A 20,284-nucleotide genomic window follows, 5' to 3' on the forward strand; every position below is an offset into this window, starting at 1 on the left:
GCGCCACCGACCGCCAGGAGCTGGCGCTCGGCACGACCATCGCCCACGCCCGACGGTTCGCACGTGGCCGACGGACTGGGCTCTGAGGCCCTGACGACCGTTACTACCGGGCACCCCCAGTGAGGAGCGGCCGCGCCGCTTGCGGTGGTGGCCGCACCCGACCACGGGTCGTCCGAGCGGCCGGCCGCCCCCCGACAGCCCGCGGCAGCCCCCGGTCAGGCGCCGGTGAGGAGGCTCTCGATCGGCGCCTTGGCGAAGTACACGAGGAAGAACGCCGTGACGATCCACAGGAGCGGGTGGATGCTGCGCGTCTTGCCCCGGGCCACCTTGAGCAGCACCCAGGCGATGAACCCCGCGCCGATGCCGACGGTGATGTTGTACGTGAACGGCATGAGCACGATGGTGAGGAAGGCCGGGATGCCGACCTCCATGTCGTCCCACGAGATGTTCGTGACCTGCGTCATCATCAGATAGCCGACGATGACGAGGGCGGGCGCCGCGGCCTCCGAGGGGACGATCGCGAAGAGCGGGGCCAGGAACGTCGCCAGCAGGAAGAGGATGCCGGTGACGACCGACGCGAGGCCGGTGCGGGCTCCCTCCCCCACCCCCGCGGCGCTCTCGATGTAGCTCGTGTTGCTGCTGACACCGCCCGCGCCACCGGCGATGGCGGCCACCGAGTCGACGGCGAGGATGCGGTCGGTGTTCGGCGGGTTGCCGTGCTCGTCGAGCAGCTTGGCCTCGGTGCCGATGGCGACGACCGTGCCCATGGTGTCGAAGAAGTCGGCGAGCAGCAGGCTGAAGACGAACAGCGTCGCGGTGATGACGCCGATCTTGCCGAAGCTGCCGAGGAGGCTGAACTGGCCGAGGATGCCGAGGTCGGGCGTGTTCGTGATCGACGTCGGCAGCGCCGGCACGGTCAGCGCCCAGGCGTCGGGGTTGACGAGCGCCCCGTCGGCCCCGAACGTGCGCGGGCCGATCTTCGCCACGGCCTCGATGGCGATGGCGAGCGCCGTGGCCACGACGATGCCGATGAGGATGGCGCCCTTGACCTTGCGGATGAGCAGCACCGCCATGAGCAGCACGCCCACGACGAAGACCACCGTCGGCCAGCCGTCGAGGCTGCCGCCGATGCCGAGCTCGCTCGGGACCGAGCCGGGCGTGCTGGGCCGGCGGGCGAACCCGGCGTCGATGACGCCGATGAAGGCGATGAACAGGCCGATGCCGACGGAGATGGCCACCTTGAGCGGCGCGGGGATGGCCCGGAACACGGCCCGCCGGAACCCGGTCAGCACGAGCACGAGGATGATGACGCCCTCGATGACGACGAGGCCCATGAGGTCCGCGAAGGTGATCCCCTCCGACGCGTGGGTGACGACCATGCCGGTGATGAGGGCGTTGATGCCGAGGCCTGCGGCGATGGCGATCGGGAACCGACCGACCACCCCCATGAGGATCGACATGACGCCCGCCACGACCGCGGTGCCGACGGCGACGAGCAGCTTGCTCTCGGCGAGGTCCGTCGTGCCGCCGATGAAGTTGCCCGACCCGTCGGCCACGCCGGAGAGGATGATCGGGTTGAGCACGATGATGTACGCCATCGTGAAGAAGGTGACGACGCCACCGCGCAGCTCGCGCGAGAGGGTCGACCCCCGCTCGCTGATCTTGAAGAATCCGTCGAGGCCGGAGGCCGGTCGTCTGGTGCGCAGGTCGGTCGCCATGGCGCGAACAGTAGCGGCGCGACGTTTCCCGGATGTGTCGAGCGCCTACGCTGGTCGCATGACGTCGCGACCCGAGCCCGAGGCGACGCCCGAGATGACCCCGATCGCCCCGATCCACGTGCCGATGCTGCGCATCGTCGAGGCCGGGATCGCCTGCTGGGTGGTCGCGCTCGTCGTCACCCTCGTCGTCCCGACGCTGCACGAGGGCGACCGCGGCTGGTGGCCGTGGGCCTGCGTCGCCGGGGTCGCGCTCGGCGCCGTCGGCTGGCTCTACGTGCGCCGCGGGCGCGGCAACGCCACCGACGCCGCCTGACCGACGCGCGTCAGGGATGGGCTGAATGCCGGGTGGTGCCGGGTCCGGACGGCTCAGTCGGTGGGCTGCTCGGTCTCGGGGTCGGTCGGCTGGTCGCTCTCGGCCGGCTCCGCCGGCTGCAGCGGGTCGTCGGCGCCCACCTCGGGCTCGGCCCCCGTCGACTCGGCGGGCTCGTCCGCGTCCGTCGACTCCTCCGGCTCGTCGGCATCCGTCGCCGGCGCCTCGTCCGTCGCAGCCTGCGGCTCGCGCACGGCCCGCTCGGCCGGCTCGAGGTCGACGGCGAACTCGTCGACGATCGGCTGCCCGACCGAGAGCGGCTCGGGCTGCTCCGCCTCGGTCTCGGAGTGCGCACCGCACCCGTGGTCGAGCGAGACGACCTGGCCGTCGGACGGGCTCCACGCGTTGGCGCACACACCGAAGACGGAGCGCAGGGCGCCGGGCATCGGGACGAGGTAGCCGCAGCTCGTGCAGCGGTCGGTCGCCTTGGTCGCGACCTCGGCGGTCGGGCCGTGCGAGCCCTCGTACCACCGGGTCGCGGCCTGCTCGCGGCCTTCCGCCGAGAGCACGCGCGGGCGGCCGAGGCCGAGCTCGAAGAAGCCGACCTGGTCGACGTCCTCGTCACCCGTGGCCTCGAACCCGGCCTCGAGGTTCGGGTCGTCGGCGCGGTAGGGCAGGGTGTCGCCGGCCCCGAGGTCACCGGGGGCGAGCCGCTCGGCGTAGGGCAGCCACTGCGGCGCGAGCACGGCGTCGGCACCGGGCAGCAGGTTGGTCTCGCAGACGGTCGCGACCTTGCCCCGCGGCACGCGGGCGACGCTGACGCCCCAGCGCCAGCCGCCGTAGCCGGCCGACAGGCAGGCGAACCAGTGCATGCCGAGGCGCTCGTCGAGCATCTCGAAGCCGACGTGCTCGCCCACCGAGCCGGGCTCGGTGATCTCGTCGAGCGCGGACCGGGCGACGTCGACGGCGGCCGACAGCACGGCATCCGACTTGGTGGGAGCAGCCACGGCCATCAGGCGTCCAGCTGGTCGGCGAGGCCGCGCAGGGCGCGGGCGACGGTGGAGCCGAGCTTGCGGTCTGGGTAGTGACCGCGGCGCAGGCCGTTGCCGACGCCGTCGAGCAGCTGCACGACGTCCTCGATGATGACGACCATGTCCTCGGCGGGGCGACGGTCGCGCTCGCGCCGACCGGCGGCGACCGAGGGCGCGGGGTCGAGCAGCTGCAGCGAGAGCGCCTGCGCGCCGCGGCGACCCTCGACGATGCCGAACTCGACCCGGGCACCCTTGCGCACGGTCGTGACGCCGGTGGGCAGGGCGCTCGAGGGCAGGAAGACGTCGGCCCCCTCGTCCTCGGCGATGAAGCCGAAGCCCTTGTCGGAGTCGTAGAACCGGACCTTGCCAGTGGGCACGTGTGCACCTCGTGATGTTGTGGGCGAGCCGCGCGCGGGCACGGCTCGATCGCGCTCTCTGCGCTCGCACCCAGCCTAACGGGCGGGGCAAACCGGTTTGGTCAGAGCGGTGAGACGCCCCACGTGCCCGTCCACTCGTCGCCGGGCTGCAGCACGACGAGCGAGTCGCCCGAGTTGAAGGCGTCGGCGGGGCAGCTCATCGGCTCGACGGCGACGCCGACGACGTCCTTGCGGTCGCGGGCGATGGCGGTGAACACCTGCAGCCACGGGAACGCCTCGTCGGCCCACAGGCTCGCGCCGCGGTCGCCCGAGCGCACCGTGACCCGCCAGCACCCGTCGTCGTCGCGGGTGACCCCGGTGAACGCGGTGTCGAGGTCGGCGGTGCCGACCGGGCGCGCGTCGCGGAAGTCGTACTCGCCGCCGTCGACCGGATGGGTCGCCACCGGCAGCTTGCGCTCGTCGACCTCGACCCAGGTGGATGCCGGGACGCCGAGCTCGATCTCGGGCAGCGGGGTCTCGCCGGTGGCGAGGTAGGGATGCGCGCCGTACCCGAAGGGCGCGGCCGTGGCACCCACGTTGCGCGCGGCCGCGGTGACGGTGAGGCCGGCGTCGTCGAGGGCGTACGTCGTGCGCAGGTCGAGGTGGTGCGGCCAGCCCGGCTGCGGGTGCAGGCGGTAGCCGACCACGACGGCATCCGGGGTGAGCTCGACGAGCTCCCACAGGGCCCAGCGCACGAGGCCGTGGCTCGCGTTGGCGAAGGGCACCTCGGTGAGGGGCAGCTGCAGCGGCTTCGGGCTGTCGCCGAAGGTGTAGCGGCCGTCGCGGATGCGGTTGGGCCAGGGGATGAGCTGCTGGCCCCGCCCGGAGGCGCACCCCTCCAGCTCGCCGTAGCCGGCGACGACGTCAACGCCGTCACGCGTGAAGGTGCGCAGACCGCCGCCGACCTCGACGACGGTGGCCTCGAACGGGCCGTGCGAGATGGTCCACTGCTGACCGGTCGGGCTGACCGGCCGGCCCGCCGGGACGGGCGTGAGCGCGCGCATGCGCCCACGGTAGCGGCACCGAGGAGGCCGCCGCCGTAGGGTTGAGCGGATGCCCACCCCACGCCGCAGCCTCGCCGACGACATCCGTGGTCGCAGCGACGACGAGCTCTCCGAGCTGGTCCTCGCGCGGCCCGACCTCGCGCGCCCGGCCCCGGCCGACCTCACGAGCCTCGCGGCCCGGGCCAGCACCCGGGCCAGCGTGCAGCGGGCGATCGAGGCCCTCGACCGGGGACACCTGCAGGTGCTCGAGGCGCTCGTCGTCGTCGGGGGCGAGGACGCCGCCGCCGAGGGCCCCGCAGGTCGGCGGGAGCGTCTGCTCGGGCTGCTCGGGCTGCTCGGGGTGGACGACGGCGTGGGGGACGACGGGCAGGACGGTGAGGGGGCCGTCGTCGACCGCCTCGCCGACGACCTGTGGCGGTTCGGGCTGCTCTGGGCCGACGACGCCGGCGTGCACCACGTCGTGCGCACCGTGCCCGAGGTGCTCGGGGCCACCGTGGCCGGTCTCGGGGCCCCGATCGCCGAGCTGCGCCCATCGCTCGTGGCGCGCCACGACGACCCGGCTGCGCTGCGGGAGACCCTCGGGGAGGCCCCCGACGCCGCCCGCGCCATGCTCGAGAAGATGGCCTGGGGCCCGCCGTTCGGGGTGCTGCCCCGCAACCCGACCGGCGACAGCCCCGCCCGTTGGCTGCTCGAGCGGCACCTGCTCGTCCCGGTCGCCGCCGACCGGGTGGCCCTGCCCCGAGAGGTGGGCCTCGTCCTGCGCGACGGCCGCCTGCACCGCGAGACGCGGCTGCGCCCACCGGCGCTCGAGGCGCGGTCGGTGACGCTCGTCGACGCCGTCGCCGGGGGCGCCGCCGGCGAGACCCTGACCCACCTCGACGAGCTCGTCGCGGCCTGGGGCGCCGAGCCGCCGCGGGCGATGCGCTCGGGTGGGCTCTCCGTGCGCGACCTGCGGGCGACCGCCTCCGCCCTCGACCTCGAGACCGAGCGGGCGGCCTTCGTCGTCGAGCTGGCGCACGCGGCCGGCCTCGTGGCCGATGACGGCGAGGTCGTCCCCGTGTGGGCGCCGACCGCCGACGTCGACGACTGGAGCTCGAGCGACGCCGGCCGTCGCTGGGCCGGGGTGGCCCGGGCGTGGGGCGACTCGACGCGGGCCGCGCACCTCGTCGGCCGCCGCGTCGGGTCGGGCACCTCCGCCGCCAACGCCCTGGGGCCCGATGTGCAGTGGCCGGCGGTGCGGGCGATCCGCCGCGAGGTGCTGCACGAGCTGGCCACCCTCGAGCCCGGTTCGGCCCCCGACACCGGCTCGCTGCGTGACCGCCTGCTGTGGCGCCGGCCGCTGCGGCCCGACGCCGTCCTCAGCGAGGCGCTCGAGGCCGTCCTGCGCGAGGCGGAGTGGCTCGGGGTCACCGGCCGCGGCGCGCTCTCGACCCCCGGCCGCACCCTGACGGCGTCACTCCCCCGGCCACCCGCCATCCGCGACCTCGACCGCCGGGGCCGGGCCACGACGGCATCCGGACCGGGCGCCGGCGGCACCGACGACGCCGACGGCGACGGGCTCGCCGAGGCGATGTCGCGGCTGCTGCCGGAGCCGGTCGACCACGTGCTCGTGCAGGCCGACCTCACCGCGGTGGCGCCGGGGCCGCTCGAGGGTGAGCTGGCGGCGTTCATGCGCCTGGCCGCCGAGGTCGAGTCGCGCGGCGGCGCGACCGTGTACCGCTTCACCGCCGAGTCGGTGCGGCGGGCGCTCGACGCCGGGTGGACCGCGCACGACCTCGTCGAGCAGGTGCGTCGGTCGAGCCGGACGCCGGTGCCGCAGCCGCTCGAGTACCTCGTCGGCGACGTCGCGCGGCGGCACGGCCAGACCCGTATCGGCGCGGCGGAGGCGTACGTGCGCAGCGACGACGAGTCGGTGCTCGACCAGATGCTCGCCGCCCGCGAGCTCGCCCCGCTGCAGCTGCGGCGGCTCGCCCCGACGGTGCTCGTGTCGGCGGCGTCACCGGCCGTCGTCGTCGAGGTCATGCGCGACCACGGCTTCGCACCGGTGGCCGAGGCCCTCGACGGCAGCGTCGTGCACGCCGAGACGCCGCGTCGGCGGGCCGCCACCCGGCGACGCGCGAGCCCGGCCGCGGTGTCGCCGGTCGACGAGTCCGTGACCCGCACCCTCGTGGCGGGGCTGCGCACGGCCGAGCAGGGCTCGCAGCAGCGGCGCGCCGAGGAGGAGGCGCGGGAGGGGCCGCGCATCCCGGCCACCGACCCCGTCGTGACGCTGTCGCTGCTGCGCGACGCGGTGGCCGAGCGGCACGGCGTCTGGATCGGGCTCACCGACCAGGTCGGGGTGACGACCCGCCACCTCATCCACCCCCGTCGGGTCGACGGCGGGCGCGTGTGGGCCACCGACGAGGGCGGGCGCGAGAAGTCGTTCTCCGTGCACCGCATCACCGGCGCCACGGTCGAGGGCTGAGCGGTGCCCGAGCCGGCTCGCCCCGCGTTCGTGCTGCACGACCACCGCAGGCCGACGCCGCACTTCGACCTGCGGCTCGAGCAGGACGGCGTGCTGCGCTCGTGGGCCGTGCCGCGCGGGCTGCCGACGGTCACGCGGGACGTGCGGCTGGCCGTCGCGGTGGCCGACCACGACCTCGACCACCTGACGTACGAGGACCGGCACAAGACCGTCGCCGACACCGGCTGGTGGGAGGAGGAGTCGGCCGACGAGCGCCGTATCGTCTTCGTCCTGCACGGCCGCCGCGGCGCGCGGCGCTACGCCCTCGTCCGCACCGACCGCGACTGGATCCTCGCCCTCAGCCGCTTCCAGCCCGACTGACCCACCCCGCCCACCCTGCCCTCCCTCCCCGCCTTCTCCCGTCGAAAGGCCAAATAGAGGTCGCCGAAAGGCCACATCGTGCACGGCCGTACGCCGGACCGGCACGGACGGCCCAGTTGTCCACAGGGGCTCTGCAGCACGTGGCACCAGGCGTCCAAGATCGACCCCATGTCACAGCGTCACGGTCCGCCGGCCGACGACCCGTGGGACGACACGGACTCACCGTCGGTGGGCCGGGCACCCACCCTCGAACCAGCCGTTCGCGATCGCTTCCTCGCGATCGGGGCCACCATTCCGGGGCGATATGCCTTCTCCCATGCCACGGCCGCGCTGCTGCTGGGCTGGCCCCTGCCCTGGCCGGCTGAGGTCACCGGTGACGTCCACGTCATCACGCCGACGCGCGACAACCGGGTGCGACGGCGGGGTGTCGTCGGACACCGGGGCCTGGAGCTCCGACGGGTCGTGGAGGTCGAGGGAGTGCCGGTCGTCGCCGCGGGCCACACCTGGGCCGACCTCGGCGAGCTGTCGGTGTCGGGTGGCACCTTCGCCCTCCACAGTCTGGTGGCGGCGGCCGACCAGGCACTCAACCAGGGGTGCACGCGGAGCGAGCTCGACGGCATCCTCGCCGGCCGTGGTGCCGCGCGCGGCGTGCGCAACCTGCGTCCGGCCCTGCGCTGGGCCCGACGGGGCTCGGAGTCGGCGGGCGAGACCCAGTTCCGGCTCGTCATGCACCGCGCCGGGCTTCCGTTGCCGTCGCTGAACAAGAACGTGTTCGACGCCGACGGTAGATGGCTCTTCCGCCCGGACATGAGCTGGCGTGCGCGGCGGGTCGCGGTCGAGTACCAGGGCGCCGTCTGGCACGACTTCCCGGAGGCCGTGAAGGCGGACCACGCGCGGTTCGACCGCGCGGAGACCCACGGGTGGGCCATGTTCGCCGTCCGATCCGCACACGTCTGGAGCAAGCCGGAGCGCGACGAGGCGTTGACGGAGATCGCCGAGGCGGTGGGCTTCCCACCCGACCGACTGGACCTCGACGCGGCCGAGCCACGTCGGTTCTCGGCGGCCTATGCGGACACTCTCATGGAGAACCTCGAGCGACGACGCAGACGGCACCTCGCCCAGTGGGCGGCGTCGCGATCGTGGTGAGGTCCCACTCCGGATGTCGGATGCCGGTCGCCTCCGCAGCGCGGCGCTGACCTCTCGGTGACCCCTATTTGGCCTTTCGACGGGTTCTATTCGGCCTCTCGACGGGTCACACGGGTCAGGGGGTGGGGGGCGGGGTGAGGGCGCGGACGACGTTGCTCGGGGACGGGCGGCCGAGCTGCTGCGCCATCCAGACCGACGTGGCCACGAGGGCGTCGAGGTCGACGCCGGTCCGCACCCCGGCTCCGGTGAGCGCCCAGACGAGGTCCTCGGTGGCGAGGTTGCCGGTCGCGGACTTCGCGTAGGGGCACCCGCCCAGCCCGCCGGCCGCGGCGTCGACGACGGTGACGCCGTCGCGCAGGGCCGCCATCGTGTTGGCGAGCGCCTGCCCGTACGTGTCGTGGAAGTGCACCGCCACCCGCTCGGGCCCGATCCCCCGGGCGTCCAGCGCCTCGAGCAGCCGGTGCACGTGCCCGGTCGTGCCGACGCCGATCGTGTCGCCGATGCTCAGCTGGTCGCAACCCATGCCCATGAGGCGCTCTGCGACGTCGACGACCTGCCCGACCGGTACCGGCCCCTCCCACGGGTCGCCGAAGCACATCGACACGTAGGCGCGGACCCACCGACCGGCATCCTTGGCCCGCGTCACGACGGGCTCGAACATCGCGTACTGCTCGCCGACCGACCGGTTGAGGTTCTTCTGCGCGAACGTCTCCGTCGCCGAGCCGAACACCGCGACCGCCTGCAGCCCCAGCGCCTCGGCGCGCTCGAGCCCGCGCAGGTTGGGCACGAGCGCGGGCCGCGCCCGCCCCACGCCGTCGGCGCCGAGGGCCTCGAGCACCTCCTCGGCGTCGCCCATCTGCGGCACCCAGCGCGCCGGCACGAACGACGTCGTCTCGATCGTCGACAGCCCCGCGGCCACGAGCCGCCGCACGAACTCGACCTTGACGGATGCCGGGACGACCGCCTTCTCGTTCTGCAGACCGTCGCGCGGGCCGACCTCGTAGATCGTCACCTCCGGGGGCAGCCCCGTCGCCGCCTCGACCTGTGGGAGTCGCATCCGGTCATACTGTCACCCGGAATACGTCGTACCACGGGCAGGGTTGAGGCAAGACGATGAATGACGGACCCCTGATCGTGCAGAGCGACAAGACCCTCCTCCTCGAGGTCGACCACCCGAACGCCGAGACGGCGAGGCGGGCCATCGCCCCGTTCGCCGAGCTCGAGCGCGCCCCCGAGCACGTGCACACCTACCGCATCACCCCGCTCGGCCTCTGGAACGCGCGCGCCGCGGGCCACGACGCCGAGCAGGTCGTCGACGCGCTGCTCACCCACAGCCGCTACGCGGTACCGGGGGCACTGCTCGTCGACGTCGCCGAGACGATGGACCGCTACGGCCGGCTCACCCTCGAGAAGGAGGGCATCGCCGACTCCCCCGAGGGCACCCGGCTCGTGCTGCGCACGACCGACCGCCCCGTGCTCGAGGAGGTGCTGCGGCACAAGAAGATCAAGCCGCTCACCGGCGACCGCATCGACGACCTCGCGGTGCTCGTGCACCCGAGCGAGCGCGGCACCCTCAAGCAGGAGCTGCTCAAGGTCGGCTGGCCGGCCGAGGACCTCGCCGGCTACGTCGACGGCGAGGCCCACCCCATCGACCTGCGCCAGGACGGCTGGCACCTGCGGCCCTACCAGCAGCAGGCGGTCGACGGGTTCTGGCACGGCGGCTCCGGCGTCGTCGTGCTCCCCTGCGGCGCCGGCAAGACCCTCGTCGGCGCCGGCGCGATGGCCTCGGCCAAGGCCACGACGCTCATCCTCGTCACCAACACCGTGAGCGCCCGGCAGTGGAAGGACGAGCTGCTCAAGCGCACGACCCTGACCGAGGACGAGATCGGCGAGTACTCCGGCGCCCGCAAGGAGATCCGCCCGGTCACCATCGCCACCTACCAGGTGCTCACGACCCGCCGGAAGGGCACGTACACCCACCTCGACCTGCTCGACGCCAAGGACTGGGGCCTCGTCGTCTACGACGAGGTGCACCTGCTGCCGGCGCCGATCTTCCGCATGACGGCCGACCTGCAGGCCCGCCGGCGCCTCGGCCTCACCGCGACGCTCGTGCGCGAGGACGGCCGCGAGGCCGACGTCTTCAGCCTCATCGGCCCGAAGCGCTTCGACGCGCCGTGGAAGGACATCGAGGCGCAGGGCTACATCGCGCCCGCCGACTGCGTCGAGGTGCGCGTCAGCCTGCCCAACGGCCAGCGCATGGCCTACGCGACGTCCGAGCCCGACGACCGCTACCGGCTCGCGAGCTGCACCGACGCGAAGCTGCCGGTCGTCGAGAAGCTCGCCTCCCGGCATCCGGGCGAGCCGACCCTCGTCATCGGCCAGTACCTCGACCAGCTGCACGAGGTGGCCGAGCGCCTCGGCGCCGACGTCATCACCGGAGAGACGACCGTCAAGGAGCGCCAGCGGCTCTACGACGCCTTCCGCACCGGTGAGATCAGCACCCTGGTCGTGAGCAAGGTCGCGAACTTCAGCATCGACCTGCCGGAGGCGAGCGTCGCCATCCAGATCAGCGGCACGTTCGGCTCGCGCCAGGAGGAGGCCCAGCGCCTCGGCCGCGTGCTGCGCCCCAAGGCCGACGGGCGCACCGCGCACTTCTACACCGTCGTCAGCCGCGACACGGTCGACGCCGACTTCGCCGCCCACCGGCAGCGCTTCCTCGCCGAGCAGGGCTACGCCTACCGCATCATGGATGCCGACGACCTCTGACCGCGCGGCCGTGACCCCGGGCGCCTCCCGAGGGCGCGCCGGGAGCCGTCGGGACCACCTCATCCTGCGCTCTGGCGACCCTGCGTAGCAGGGGCCCCACCCGCGGCGCGGCACTCTTGCCGCAACCGGACGAACGGGTGTAGTCCCGACTCGGGCGAGGTGTCCGTCCTGCCCCGCCCAGCGACAGGTCCTGCAGTGCCACCTCGTCTCGGGAGCCCCACATGAACACACGTCTCGTCACCGTGCTCGCCGCCGCCGCCCTGGCCGGCACCCCGCTCGTCGTCACCGGGGCGACCCCGTCGGCGACACCCACCTCGAGCCCGCAGGCCCAGCAGCACCGCGACGCGCGCGAGAGGGTGGCCCGGTCGACCTCGCCGACGTGGAAGGTCTTCTCGACCACGGTCGGGCGGGGGACTGCCATCACCGTCTCGACCGGCGGCAACATCACCTCCTACCTCTCACCGAACCAGACCGGCGCGAAGTACGAGCACATCGGAGTGGGGACGGTCGGCGAGGGCTACGTCCTGTGCTACTCGGGGCTCAGCGGCAGCGCCTACGACCTCGGCGACCTGGCCTCGGGGTTCGCGGCCCCGACCACGACCTCGAACGCGGTCACCCGCCGCACGAGCGACAACCGCATCGAGCTCACGCAGTCGTATGCCTTCACGGTGGGCTCGAACACGAACGTCTCGAACCTCCTCGTGACGATGAAGCTGCGCAACCTCACGGCCAGCCCGATCTCCGGTGTCGTGCTGCGTCGGCAGGTCGACTTCGACATCGACACCGGTGGCCCGCAGGGCTGGGCGGGCTTCCTCAGCAACCACGCGCGCACCAAGGCGACGGTCAGCGCCTTCCACGACCCGGTCGAGGCCCCGGCGGGGGCGGAGGCGCACGGCATCACGCTCGGGAGCCAGACGACACCCGGCCCCTTCGAGACCCTCGTGACCCAGGACATCCTCGACCCCGGCTGCGCGCCCGCCCAGGCCCCGCAGAGCCCCGACTACTTCGTCTCGCGCGGCGACTACGGCGACTCGATCTCGTACGCCGTGGGCACGATCAAGCCGGGGGCGACCAAGACGGCGGCGGTGCGCTACTACCGTTTCTGATCGGTCGCGCCCGTTCCCAGCGAACTCCCAGCCAGTACCCCGACACTGAAGTGGTGGAGACCCAGACGCCTGAGGCCAGACTGCTCGTCGTCGAGGACGAGCCCAACATCCGTGAGCTGCTCGCCACCTCGCTTCGTTTCGCAGGGTTCGAGGTGGACACCGCCGGTGACGGCACCACCGCGTTGGCCATGGCCGCCGAGCGCGACCCCGACCTCGTCGTGCTCGACGTCATGCTCCCCGACGTCGACGGCTTCGAGGTGACCCGGCGGCTGCGCGACCGAGGTCGCAAGCAGCCGATCGTCTTCGTCACCGCGCGTGACGCGACGGGCGACAAGATCCAGGGCCTGACGGTGGGCGGCGACGACTACGTCACCAAGCCGTTCAGCCTCGAGGAGGTCATCGCCCGCATCCGGGCCGTGCTGCGCCGCACCCGCGGGGCGGCCGAGGACGATGGCTCGACGCTGCGCTTCCACGACCTCGAGCTCAACGAGGACAGCCACGAGGTGCGCCGCGGCGGGCGAGTCATCGACCTGTCCCCCACCGAGTTCAAGCTGCTGCGCTACCTGCTGCTCAACCCCAACCGGGTGCTGTCGAAGCTGCAGATCCTCGACCACGTGTGGGACTACGACTTCCGCGGCGAGTCCGGCATCGTCGAGTCGTACATCTCCTACCTGCGCCGCAAGATCGACGCCGACGGGCCTTCGCTGATCCACACCAAGCGCGGTGTCGGCTACGTTCTGCGGGTGCCCCCCGAGTCCGTCTCCGCATGACCGGCGCGTGCTGACCGACGCGGTGCGCCGGCGGCTGCGCCGGCTGCGGGCCCTGCCACTGCGCTGGCGCCTGCTGCTCGTCAGCCTCGGCCTCGTGCTCGTCTCCCTCGTCGCGACGATCGCGCTCGTCAGCGCGCTGCTCAACCGCTACCTGCTCAACCAGGCCGAGCAGGAGCTGCGCCTGTACGGCGCGAGCATCGCCGACCTGCAGAGCGAGCTGCTCGAGAGCGGCGGGTCGCCGTTCCCCAACGGCTTCACCCTGCGGTTCATCGGCCCCACCGGTCGCCAGACCTTCGTGCTCAACGCCGCCACGGAGCCGCACCGGCAGGCGGCCGTGCCGAACCTCAGGCCCACCGACCCGCTCGTCACCGAGGGACGCGTCTTCACCATCGGCTCGGTCGGTGACCCCGACGTCGACTGGCTCGCCCTCGCGCAGCCGAACAGCGAGCGCACCGGCACCTACGTGCTCGCCCTCCCGCTGCGCTCGTTGCACAACACCGTCGACCAGTTCGTCTGGTACTCGAGCGGGATCGGCGCCCTCGCCCTGCTCGCCTGCGGCGGTCTCGGCTGGTTCCTCGTGCGCCGCACCTTCCGCCCCCTCACCCGCATCGAGGACACCGCCGCCGCCATCGCCGGCGGCGACCTCACCCAGCGCGTCGACGTGCCGCCCACCCACGACGAGGTGGCCTCGCTGTCGCGCTCGCTCAACGCCATGCTCACCCGCATCGAGCGCAGCTTCGCGGTGCGCGAGGCCAACGAGGCGAAGATGCGCCGCTTCATCGCCGACGCCTCGCACGAGCTGCGCACCCCGCTCGCCGCGGTCACCGGGTACGCCGAGCTCTACCGCCAGGGCGCCCTGCCCAACGCGGATGCCGTGTCGGGCGCCATGGGGCGCATCGAGAGCGAGGGCCACCGTATGAGCGGCCTCGTCGAGGACCTCCTCGCCCTCGCGCGCCTCGACAGCGAGCGACCGCTCGAGCTGCAGACGGTCGACCTCGCGGTGCTCGCCGCCGACGCGGCGCAGGACGCCCGCACCATCAATCCCGACCGGGCCTTCACGGCATCCGGCATCACCGGCCCGATCCAGCCCACCGAGCTCGTCGCCGACGAGCGACAGCTGCGTCAGGTCGTCACCAACCTCGTCACGAACGCGCGCGTGCACACCCCGGCGGGCACCCCGGTCGAGATCCTCGTCGGGCGCGTCAACCCGGCCCGGGGCGGGCGCGCGGCGCGGGTCGCGCTGCACGTGCGCGACCACGGACACGGCATCCCCGAGTCCGAGCGTGGCAACGTCTTCGAGCGCTTTTACCGGGCCGACTGGTCACGAAGCCGTGAGCACGGCGGCGGCAACGGGCTCGGCCTCGCCATCGTGCACGCCATCGTCACCGCCCACGGCGGCACCGTCCGGGTCGACGAAACCCTCTCGGGCGGAGCGACGTTCATCGTCGAGCTGCCGTGCGAGCCTCCCGCGGGCGACACCGGCCGGACCCTTCCGGATCGCACAGCCAATTCCTAGGAAGGCCATACCGGTCACCCAATCTGTTCCGGTCAACTGGTTACAACGGACCACAGAGGAGGAGCCATGACCATGGCACCGGACAACACGCAGCAGATCCCGCAGCCGTCGCAGCCGTCGCAGTACTGGGACGTCGCGCCCGACGGCACGACCACCCCGGGCCCCGTCGGCACCGGCGCGACGGGCTCCCCGCAGGGCGGCTCACCGCAGGGCGGCTACCCGCCGGCGCCCCCGCAGGGCCCGACCGGCGGTCGCTCGAAGGGCCGTGGGCGCGGTGTGCTCGGCACGGCCGGCGTGGCCCTGCTCGCGGCGGTGCTCGCCAGCGGTGGGACGTACGCCCTCACCCACGGCGACGACACCACCCTCGCCTCGCAGACGAGCTCGTCGACGACGCAGGGCGGCGGCACCACCTCCCCCACGGTCGTGCAGGGCAGCGCCACCGCGCCCGACTGGGCCGCCGTCGCCAAGGCCGTGTCGCCGAGCGTCGTCTCCATCGTCGTGCAGACCCAGCAGGGCTCGGGCGCCGGGTCGGGCGTCGTCTACGACGACCAGGGCCACATCCTGACGAACAACCACGTCGTCGGCGACGCCACGGGCAACGGGGCCATCCAGGTCACCCTCGCCGACGGCCGCACGTACGACGCGACCATCGTCGGCACCGACCCGTCGACCGACCTCGCCATCATCAAGCTGACGAACGGACCCGCCGACCTCACCCCCATCACGCTGGGCGACTCCGACAACCTCACCGTCGGCGCGCCCGTCATGGCGGTCGGCAACCCCCTCGGCCTGTCGGGCACGGTCACGACCGGCATCGTCTCCGCCCTCGACCGCCCGGTCAGCACGGGCAGCAGCGAGCAGTCGCCGTTCGGCAACCAGGCGTCCGGCGACACCGTCGTCACCAACGCCATCCAGACCTCGGCGGCCATCAACCCCGGCAACTCCGGTGGCGCGCTCGTCAACGCCAAGGGTGAGCTCGTCGGCATCAACAGCTCGATCGCCTCGCTCGGCGGCAGCAGCGGCGGCAGCCAGAGCGGCAACATCGGCATCGGCTTCGCCATCCCCGTCAAGGAGGCCAAGTCGATCGCCGACCAGCTCATCAAGACGGGCAAGGCCGAGCACGCCTTCCTCGGCGTGAGCACGACCGACACGACGGTCAGCGTCGGTGGGGCCAAGCGGGCCGGTGCCCAGGTCGCGGCCGTCACGAGCGGTACCCCGGCCGCCTCGGCCGGCGTCCGCAAGGGCGACGTCATCACCGAGGTCGACGGTCAGCCGGTCGACTCCGCGACCGCCCTCGTCGCCCAGGTGCGCGAGATGAGCGCGGGCGACAAGGTCAAGCTCACCGTCGTCCGCGGCGGCGCGGCGCAGACGATCGAGGTCACCCTCGCGGTCAAGCCCGACGCGACGAGCTGACCACCAGCCGACCCAACCCTGCACGACCGGGAGGGCACCGCCGACGAGGCGGTGCCCTCCTCGTGTCTCCCGTGTCTCCCGTGCCTCTCCGTCGGAGCCCGGGGCCGGATGCCGGTCAGCCGAGCTCGAGGGTCAGCCGCCCGTCGCCGCAGGCGGGGTCGGCCCGCCAGCCGTTGCGTACGAGCAGGCTTCGCGCCTCGACCTGCTCGTCGCGCACGACCGCCCGCACCTGTCGCGCACCCCACACCCGGGCGACCTCCTCGGCGCTGGCGAGAAGCCCCGGCGCGACGCCGGTGCCACGTTCGGCCGGGCGCACGTAGAGGTGGCGCAGCTCGGCCGAGCGGCCGCGGTCGCTCCCGCGCTGACGCAGCAGGCCGACGCAGCCGACGAGCGGTCCGTCCTCGCCACCGCGCCGGGCGACGACGAAGACCCCGGTGGGTGGGGCGAGGTCGTCGCGGCGCAGGCGGTCCCACCCGTCCTCGAGCTCGTCGGGCGAGGGCGACGCACCCTCCCCCGCGGCCCGCTCCAGAAGCTCGACGACGAGCCGGCGCAGCAGGGCCTCCGAGGCCGGGTCCGTCACGTCACCGAGCTCGATGAGCCAACGGTCCTGTCCCGCAGCGTCGCTCACGACGGGCGCCTCGTCGCCGGTGGTCCGCCCCGGCTCACGACCCCGCGAAGGCGCGACGCGAGGCCAGCACCTCGCGCAGCTCGGAGTCGCAGTCGACGAGCGGTCGCCGGACCCCGGGCGAGAGGTCGGTGCGCTCGAGGGCAGCGGCGCTGAGGCGCGCCGTAGCGTCACTGAAGACGACCGGGAAGGCCGACTCGACGACCCGCGACAGGGCGTCCTCGCCGACCCAGCCCGCCATCGCGGGGACGTCGTCGAAGTAGCGGGGCACGTAGGCGGCGACGAGGTCGTCGTCGGGGGCCTGCCAGAAGCCGCGGGCGAGGTGCACCATCTCGTAGTTGCTGCGCCCGTGACGGCCGGTCAGCTGCTCCCAGGCCCACGCCTTGGCGTCGGCGTCCGGCCGGCTGGCCCGGCACAGCAGGGCGTTGAGAGAGCCCTGCAGCGTGTCGTCGCGCGAGCGGAACTGCTCGATGCCCTCGTCGTCGAGCAGGCCCCGGCCCGCGAGGTTGCGCACGACGATCCAGCGGAAGTCGCCGTCGTCGGACAGGCCCTCCGGCAGGTCGTGGCCCGAGGCCCAGGCCCGCAGCAGCGACTCGTCGTCGCTCGTCCCGGCCACGAGCCGCGCGGCGGCGAGGGACGCGGTCTGACCGGCCGGTGCCTGCTCCAGCACCGTACGACCGCTCTCGGCCAGGGCCGACCGCACGCCCGCCTGTCGCTCACGCGGGACGAACCACGGCACGATGCGGTGCTCGGCGTACGAGGCCACGCGGGTCAGCAGCGACGGGTTGGTCTCGTGCGGCCACGAGGCGTGGAACACCTCGAGGAAGGTGTCGGGCGAGACCGTCGCACCGTGCACGCCGTCGAGCAGCGCCGACCAGACGACGGCGCGGGCCTGGGCGTCCGGCACCGAGGCGAGCTGGGCCGGCAGTGCGTCGATCGTGCTGTCCGACAGACGGATCCGGGCCCACGTGAGGTCGGCGGCGTTGGGCACGACGACCGCCGGGGCGGGGTTGCCGACGAGGGCGGGCACCGGCGTCTCGGCGTCGGTGACGGTCAGCGACAGCCCGAGCCGCTGCTCGCCGTCGGTCCAGCCGGCGACGTCGAAGGCGTGGGGACGGTCGGCGGGGTGGCGCTGCGGTGTCTCACGCAGCACGACGGCATCCGAGACGACGCCGCCCTGCTCGGTCAGCCGCACCGACAGGGTGTCGCGGTCGGCGGTGAGCAGCCAGGCGCGCGACCACTGCTCGAGCGAGCGTCCGCTCGCCCGCTCGATCGCGCCGAGGAAGTTGGCGAGCGTGCCGTTGCCGTAGGCGAGCCGCGAGAGGTAGTCGCGCACCCCGGCGATGAAGGCGTCGTCGCCGACGAAGGAGATGAGCTGGCGCAGCGTCGCGGCGCCCTTGGCGTACGAGATGCCGTCGAAGTTCTGCAGCGCGCTCTGGGCGTCGAGGGCCTCCACCCCGGCGACCGGGTGGGTCGACGGCGAGCGCTCGGCCCCGTAGCCCCACACCTTGCGCACGATCGAGCTGTCGACCCAGGCGTCGGTGTACCGGGTGGCGTCGACGAGGCAGCGGTGCGACATGTACTCGGCGAACGACTCGTTGAGCCACAGGTCGTCCCACCACTGCATCGTCACGAGGTCGCCGAACCACATGTGCGACAGCTCGTGCGAGATCGTGTTGGCCCGCCCGAGCAGCTCGTCGCGGGTGGCCGCCCCGCGGAAGAGGTACTGGTCACGCAGCACGACGCAGCCGGGGTTCTCCATCGCGCCGGCGTTGAACTCCGGCACGAAGACCTGGTGGTACTCCCCGAAGGGGTAGCGGATGCCGAAGAGGTCGTGGAAGTAGTCGAACGACTGGCGGGTGACCTCGAGCATCTCGGGGGCGTGCCGCTCGAGTGGCTCGCGCAGCGACGCCCGGGCGTGCAGACCGAGCGGGATGCCGTCGTGCTCGGCGGTGACGGACACGTAGGGCCCGGCGCACACCGTGACGAAGTACGTGGCGAGCGGGAGGGTCGCCGCCAGCCTCCAGCGACCGGGGGCCTCACGGGTGGCGGCGCCGTTGCCGAGGACGACCCACTCCTCGGGGGCGAGGACGGTCAGCTCGTACGGCGCCTTGAGGTCGGGCTGGTCGAAGCAGGCGTAGACGCTCGGCGCCGCGTCGAGGAAGAGGTGGCCGTACACGTAGTCGAGCCCGTCGGCGGGGTCCGTCGCGCGGTGCAGGCCCTGCCCGTCGTGGCTGTAGGCCATGACGGCCTCGACGACGAGCTCGTTCTCGCCCGCCACGTCGGGCAGGGGCAGGCGACCGTCGACGAGGTCACCGGCATCCAGGGCCCGGCCGTTGAGGGTGGCCGAGGTGACGGTGCGCGCGTGCACGTCGACCCACGTCCGGGCCCCCGGCGTCGTGCACGTGAAGCGCACGACGGAACGGGACCCGAAGACCTCGACCCCCCGGTCGAGGTCGAGGTCGACGGCGTACGACGTGACGGTGACGAGGTCGGCGCGTTCGCGCGCCTCGGCCAGCGTGAGACTCGGCATGGGGCGAGCCTGCCAGATGCCGACGCGGGAGCGCGGGTCAGGCCGGTCAGTACCGCTGCGGGCCGCCGGCCATGTTCTCGAGGCGGGCGATGCGCTGGTCCATCGGCGGGTGGGTCGAGAAGGCGCGCGAGACGTCCTTGGCCCGGAACGGGTTGGCGATCATCATGTGGCTCGCGTTGACGATCTGGCGCTGCGGCGCGAGGGGCGCGCGGGCGACGCCCGACTCGAGCTTGCGCAGGGCCGAGGCGAGGGCGAGCGGGTCGCCGGTCAGCTTCGCGCCGTCCTCGTCGGCGTCGTACTCGCGGGTGCGGCTGATGGCCATCTGGATCATCATCGCCGCGAAGGGCGCGAGCAGCGACATGGCGAGCAGGGCGAGGGGGTTGGGGCGGTCCTCGTCCGAGTTGCCGCCGCCGAACATGCTCGTGAACATGAGCATCTGGCCGACCGAGGTGATGACACCGGCGATCGCGGCCGCCACCGAGCTGGTGAGGATGTCGCGGTTGTAGACGTGCATGAGCTCGTGGCCGAGCACACCGCGCAGCTCGCGCTCGTCGAGCAGCTGGAGGATGCCCTCGGTGCAGCAGACCGCCGCGTTCTTCGGGTTGCGACCGGTGGCGAAGGCGTTGGGCGCCTGGGTCGGCGAGATGTAGAGGCGCGGCATGGGCTTGCCGGCGGCCGTCGAGAGCTCACGCACGATGCGGTACATCGCGGGCGCCTGCGCCTCGCTCACCGGGTAGGCGTGCATCGCACGGATGGCGAGCTTGTCGCTGTTCCAGTAGCCGTAGGCGGTCGTCGCGACACCGATGAGGGCGAAGAGCCAGATGAACCTGCCATTGCCGATGAGCGCACCCAGCGCGAGCAGCAGGGCCCAGATGCCGCCGAAGAGCGCAGCGGTCTTGAGCCCGTTGAAGTGCTTGTGCATGCCGGTTGAACGAGTGACCACTGGCGCCTGTTCCCAGCCGTCGTCCAGCCGGGTCGCACGGGCGAGGGGGCAGGATGCCGGGTGGCCGGGCTGGTGGTGAGCGCGCGGTCTGCGCCCCGTCGGGGACGGCGCCACGGCCCGGAAAGGGACGGCCCGGGCCGCGATCGCCGTCCGGCACCGGGCC

Annotated in this window: 17 protein-coding genes; 9 read left to right on the plus strand and 8 right to left on the minus strand. The window is 73.2% G+C overall.

Annotated features, from left to right (window positions below; all coding sequences use genetic code 11):
• Positions 1 to 215 precede the first annotated feature (215 nt).
• Positions 216 to 1,718: an NCS2 family permease gene (locus DFJ68_RS11390; RefSeq protein ID WP_121033297.1), complete on the minus strand. Its 1,503-nt coding sequence runs from the start codon at positions 1,716 to 1,718 to the stop codon at positions 216 to 218.
• Between the two features lie 58 nt (positions 1,719 to 1,776).
• Here DFJ68_RS11390 and DFJ68_RS11395 point away from each other — a divergent pair, with 58 nt between their 5' ends.
• A complete protein-coding gene (locus DFJ68_RS11395; RefSeq protein WP_121033299.1) occupies positions 1,777 to 2,031 on the plus strand; it encodes a DUF2530 domain-containing protein in 255 nt (84 codons plus the stop codon).
• Between the two features lie 53 nt (positions 2,032 to 2,084).
• On the opposite strand, the gene DFJ68_RS11400 is transcribed toward DFJ68_RS11395, so the two are convergent.
• The 3 genes from DFJ68_RS11400 to DFJ68_RS11410 form a co-directional block, all read right to left on the minus strand.
• Positions 2,085 to 3,041 carry a DUF3027 domain-containing protein gene (locus DFJ68_RS11400; RefSeq protein ID WP_121033301.1) on the minus strand — a complete coding sequence of 319 codons (957 nt, stop codon included), beginning with the start codon at positions 3,039 to 3,041 and terminating at the stop codon, positions 2,085 to 2,087.
• Complete coding sequence (locus DFJ68_RS11405) at positions 3,041 to 3,436, minus strand: cold-shock protein (RefSeq protein WP_121033303.1); 396 nt, start codon at positions 3,434 to 3,436, stop codon at positions 3,041 to 3,043. The genes DFJ68_RS11400 and DFJ68_RS11405 overlap by 1 nt, the downstream gene beginning before the upstream one ends.
• 101 nt (positions 3,437 to 3,537) lie before the next feature.
• Entirely contained in the window at positions 3,538 to 4,479 is a 942-nt protein-coding gene (locus DFJ68_RS11410; RefSeq protein WP_121033305.1) for an aldose 1-epimerase family protein, read from the minus strand.
• Between the two features lie 49 nt (positions 4,480 to 4,528).
• On the opposite strand from DFJ68_RS11410, the gene DFJ68_RS11415 reads away from it, so the two are divergent.
• From DFJ68_RS11415 to DFJ68_RS11425, 3 genes are all read left to right on the plus strand, one after another.
• Entirely contained in the window at positions 4,529 to 6,943 is a 2,415-nt protein-coding gene (locus tag DFJ68_RS11415; RefSeq protein ID WP_121033307.1) for a helicase-associated domain-containing protein, read from the plus strand.
• 3 nt (positions 6,944 to 6,946) lie between these two features.
• Complete coding sequence (locus tag DFJ68_RS11420; protein ID WP_245963604.1) at positions 6,947 to 7,303, plus strand: DNA polymerase ligase N-terminal domain-containing protein; 357 nt, start codon at positions 6,947 to 6,949, stop codon at positions 7,301 to 7,303.
• A gap of 462 nt (positions 7,304 to 7,765) precedes the next feature.
• Positions 7,766 to 8,449, plus strand: a complete 684-nt coding sequence (locus DFJ68_RS11425; protein ID WP_147431573.1) for a hypothetical protein — start codon at positions 7,766 to 7,768, stop codon at positions 8,447 to 8,449.
• A 115-nt stretch (positions 8,450 to 8,564) separates the two neighbouring features.
• Here DFJ68_RS11425 and DFJ68_RS11430 read toward each other — a convergent pair whose 3' ends face one another.
• Positions 8,565 to 9,506 (minus strand): hydroxymethylglutaryl-CoA lyase, encoded by a 942-nt coding sequence (locus tag DFJ68_RS11430; RefSeq protein ID WP_121033311.1) that lies wholly within the window; start codon positions 9,504 to 9,506, stop codon positions 8,565 to 8,567.
• Positions 9,507 to 9,562: 56 nt separating this feature from the next.
• Here DFJ68_RS11430 and DFJ68_RS11435 point away from each other — a divergent pair, with 56 nt between their 5' ends.
• The 5 genes from DFJ68_RS11435 to DFJ68_RS11455 all read left to right on the plus strand — a co-directional run bounded on the left by DFJ68_RS11435 (position 9,563) and on the right by DFJ68_RS11455 (position 16,020).
• Positions 9,563 to 11,215, plus strand: coding sequence for a DNA repair helicase XPB (locus DFJ68_RS11435; protein ID WP_121033313.1), 1,653 nt, complete (start codon positions 9,563 to 9,565; stop codon positions 11,213 to 11,215).
• A 221-nt stretch (positions 11,216 to 11,436) separates the two neighbouring features.
• Positions 11,437 to 12,321, plus strand: a complete 885-nt coding sequence (locus DFJ68_RS11440; protein ID WP_121033315.1) for a hypothetical protein — start codon at positions 11,437 to 11,439, stop codon at positions 12,319 to 12,321.
• A 53-nt stretch (positions 12,322 to 12,374) separates the two neighbouring features.
• Positions 12,375 to 13,091 carry a response regulator transcription factor gene (locus DFJ68_RS11445; RefSeq protein ID WP_121033317.1) on the plus strand — a complete coding sequence of 239 codons (717 nt, stop codon included), beginning with the start codon at positions 12,375 to 12,377 and terminating at the stop codon, positions 13,089 to 13,091.
• Between the two features lie 7 nt (positions 13,092 to 13,098).
• On the plus strand, positions 13,099 to 14,607 hold the full coding sequence (locus tag DFJ68_RS11450) for a sensor histidine kinase (protein ID WP_245963605.1): 1,509 nt from the start codon (positions 13,099 to 13,101) through the stop codon (positions 14,605 to 14,607).
• A 66-nt stretch (positions 14,608 to 14,673) separates the two neighbouring features.
• Positions 14,674 to 16,020, plus strand: coding sequence for a S1C family serine protease (locus DFJ68_RS11455; protein ID WP_121033319.1), 1,347 nt, complete (start codon positions 14,674 to 14,676; stop codon positions 16,018 to 16,020).
• 115 nt (positions 16,021 to 16,135) lie between these two features.
• Here the strand turns inward: DFJ68_RS11455 and DFJ68_RS11460 are convergent, their stop codons facing one another.
• Genes DFJ68_RS11460 through htpX form a run of 3 tightly spaced genes read right to left on the minus strand, consistent with a single transcriptional unit; the run spans position 16,136 to position 20,100 of the window.
• A complete protein-coding gene (locus DFJ68_RS11460) occupies positions 16,136 to 16,648 on the minus strand; it encodes a GNAT family N-acetyltransferase (protein WP_170165752.1) in 513 nt (170 codons plus the stop codon).
• A 34-nt stretch (positions 16,649 to 16,682) separates the two neighbouring features.
• Complete coding sequence (pepN, locus tag DFJ68_RS11465; protein ID WP_121033323.1) at positions 16,683 to 19,178, minus strand: aminopeptidase N; 2,496 nt, start codon at positions 19,176 to 19,178, stop codon at positions 16,683 to 16,685.
• A 46-nt stretch (positions 19,179 to 19,224) separates the two neighbouring features.
• The gene (htpX, locus tag DFJ68_RS11470; RefSeq protein ID WP_121033325.1) at positions 19,225 to 20,100 is read right to left on the minus strand and encodes a zinc metalloprotease HtpX; all 876 of its coding nucleotides are present in this window, start codon (positions 20,098 to 20,100) and stop codon (positions 19,225 to 19,227) included.
• Between the last annotated feature and the right edge of the window lie 184 nt (positions 20,101 to 20,284).

The organism is Terracoccus luteus, assembly GCF_003635045.1.
GTDB classification, from domain to species: domain Bacteria; phylum Actinomycetota; class Actinomycetes; order Actinomycetales; family Dermatophilaceae; genus Terracoccus; species Terracoccus luteus.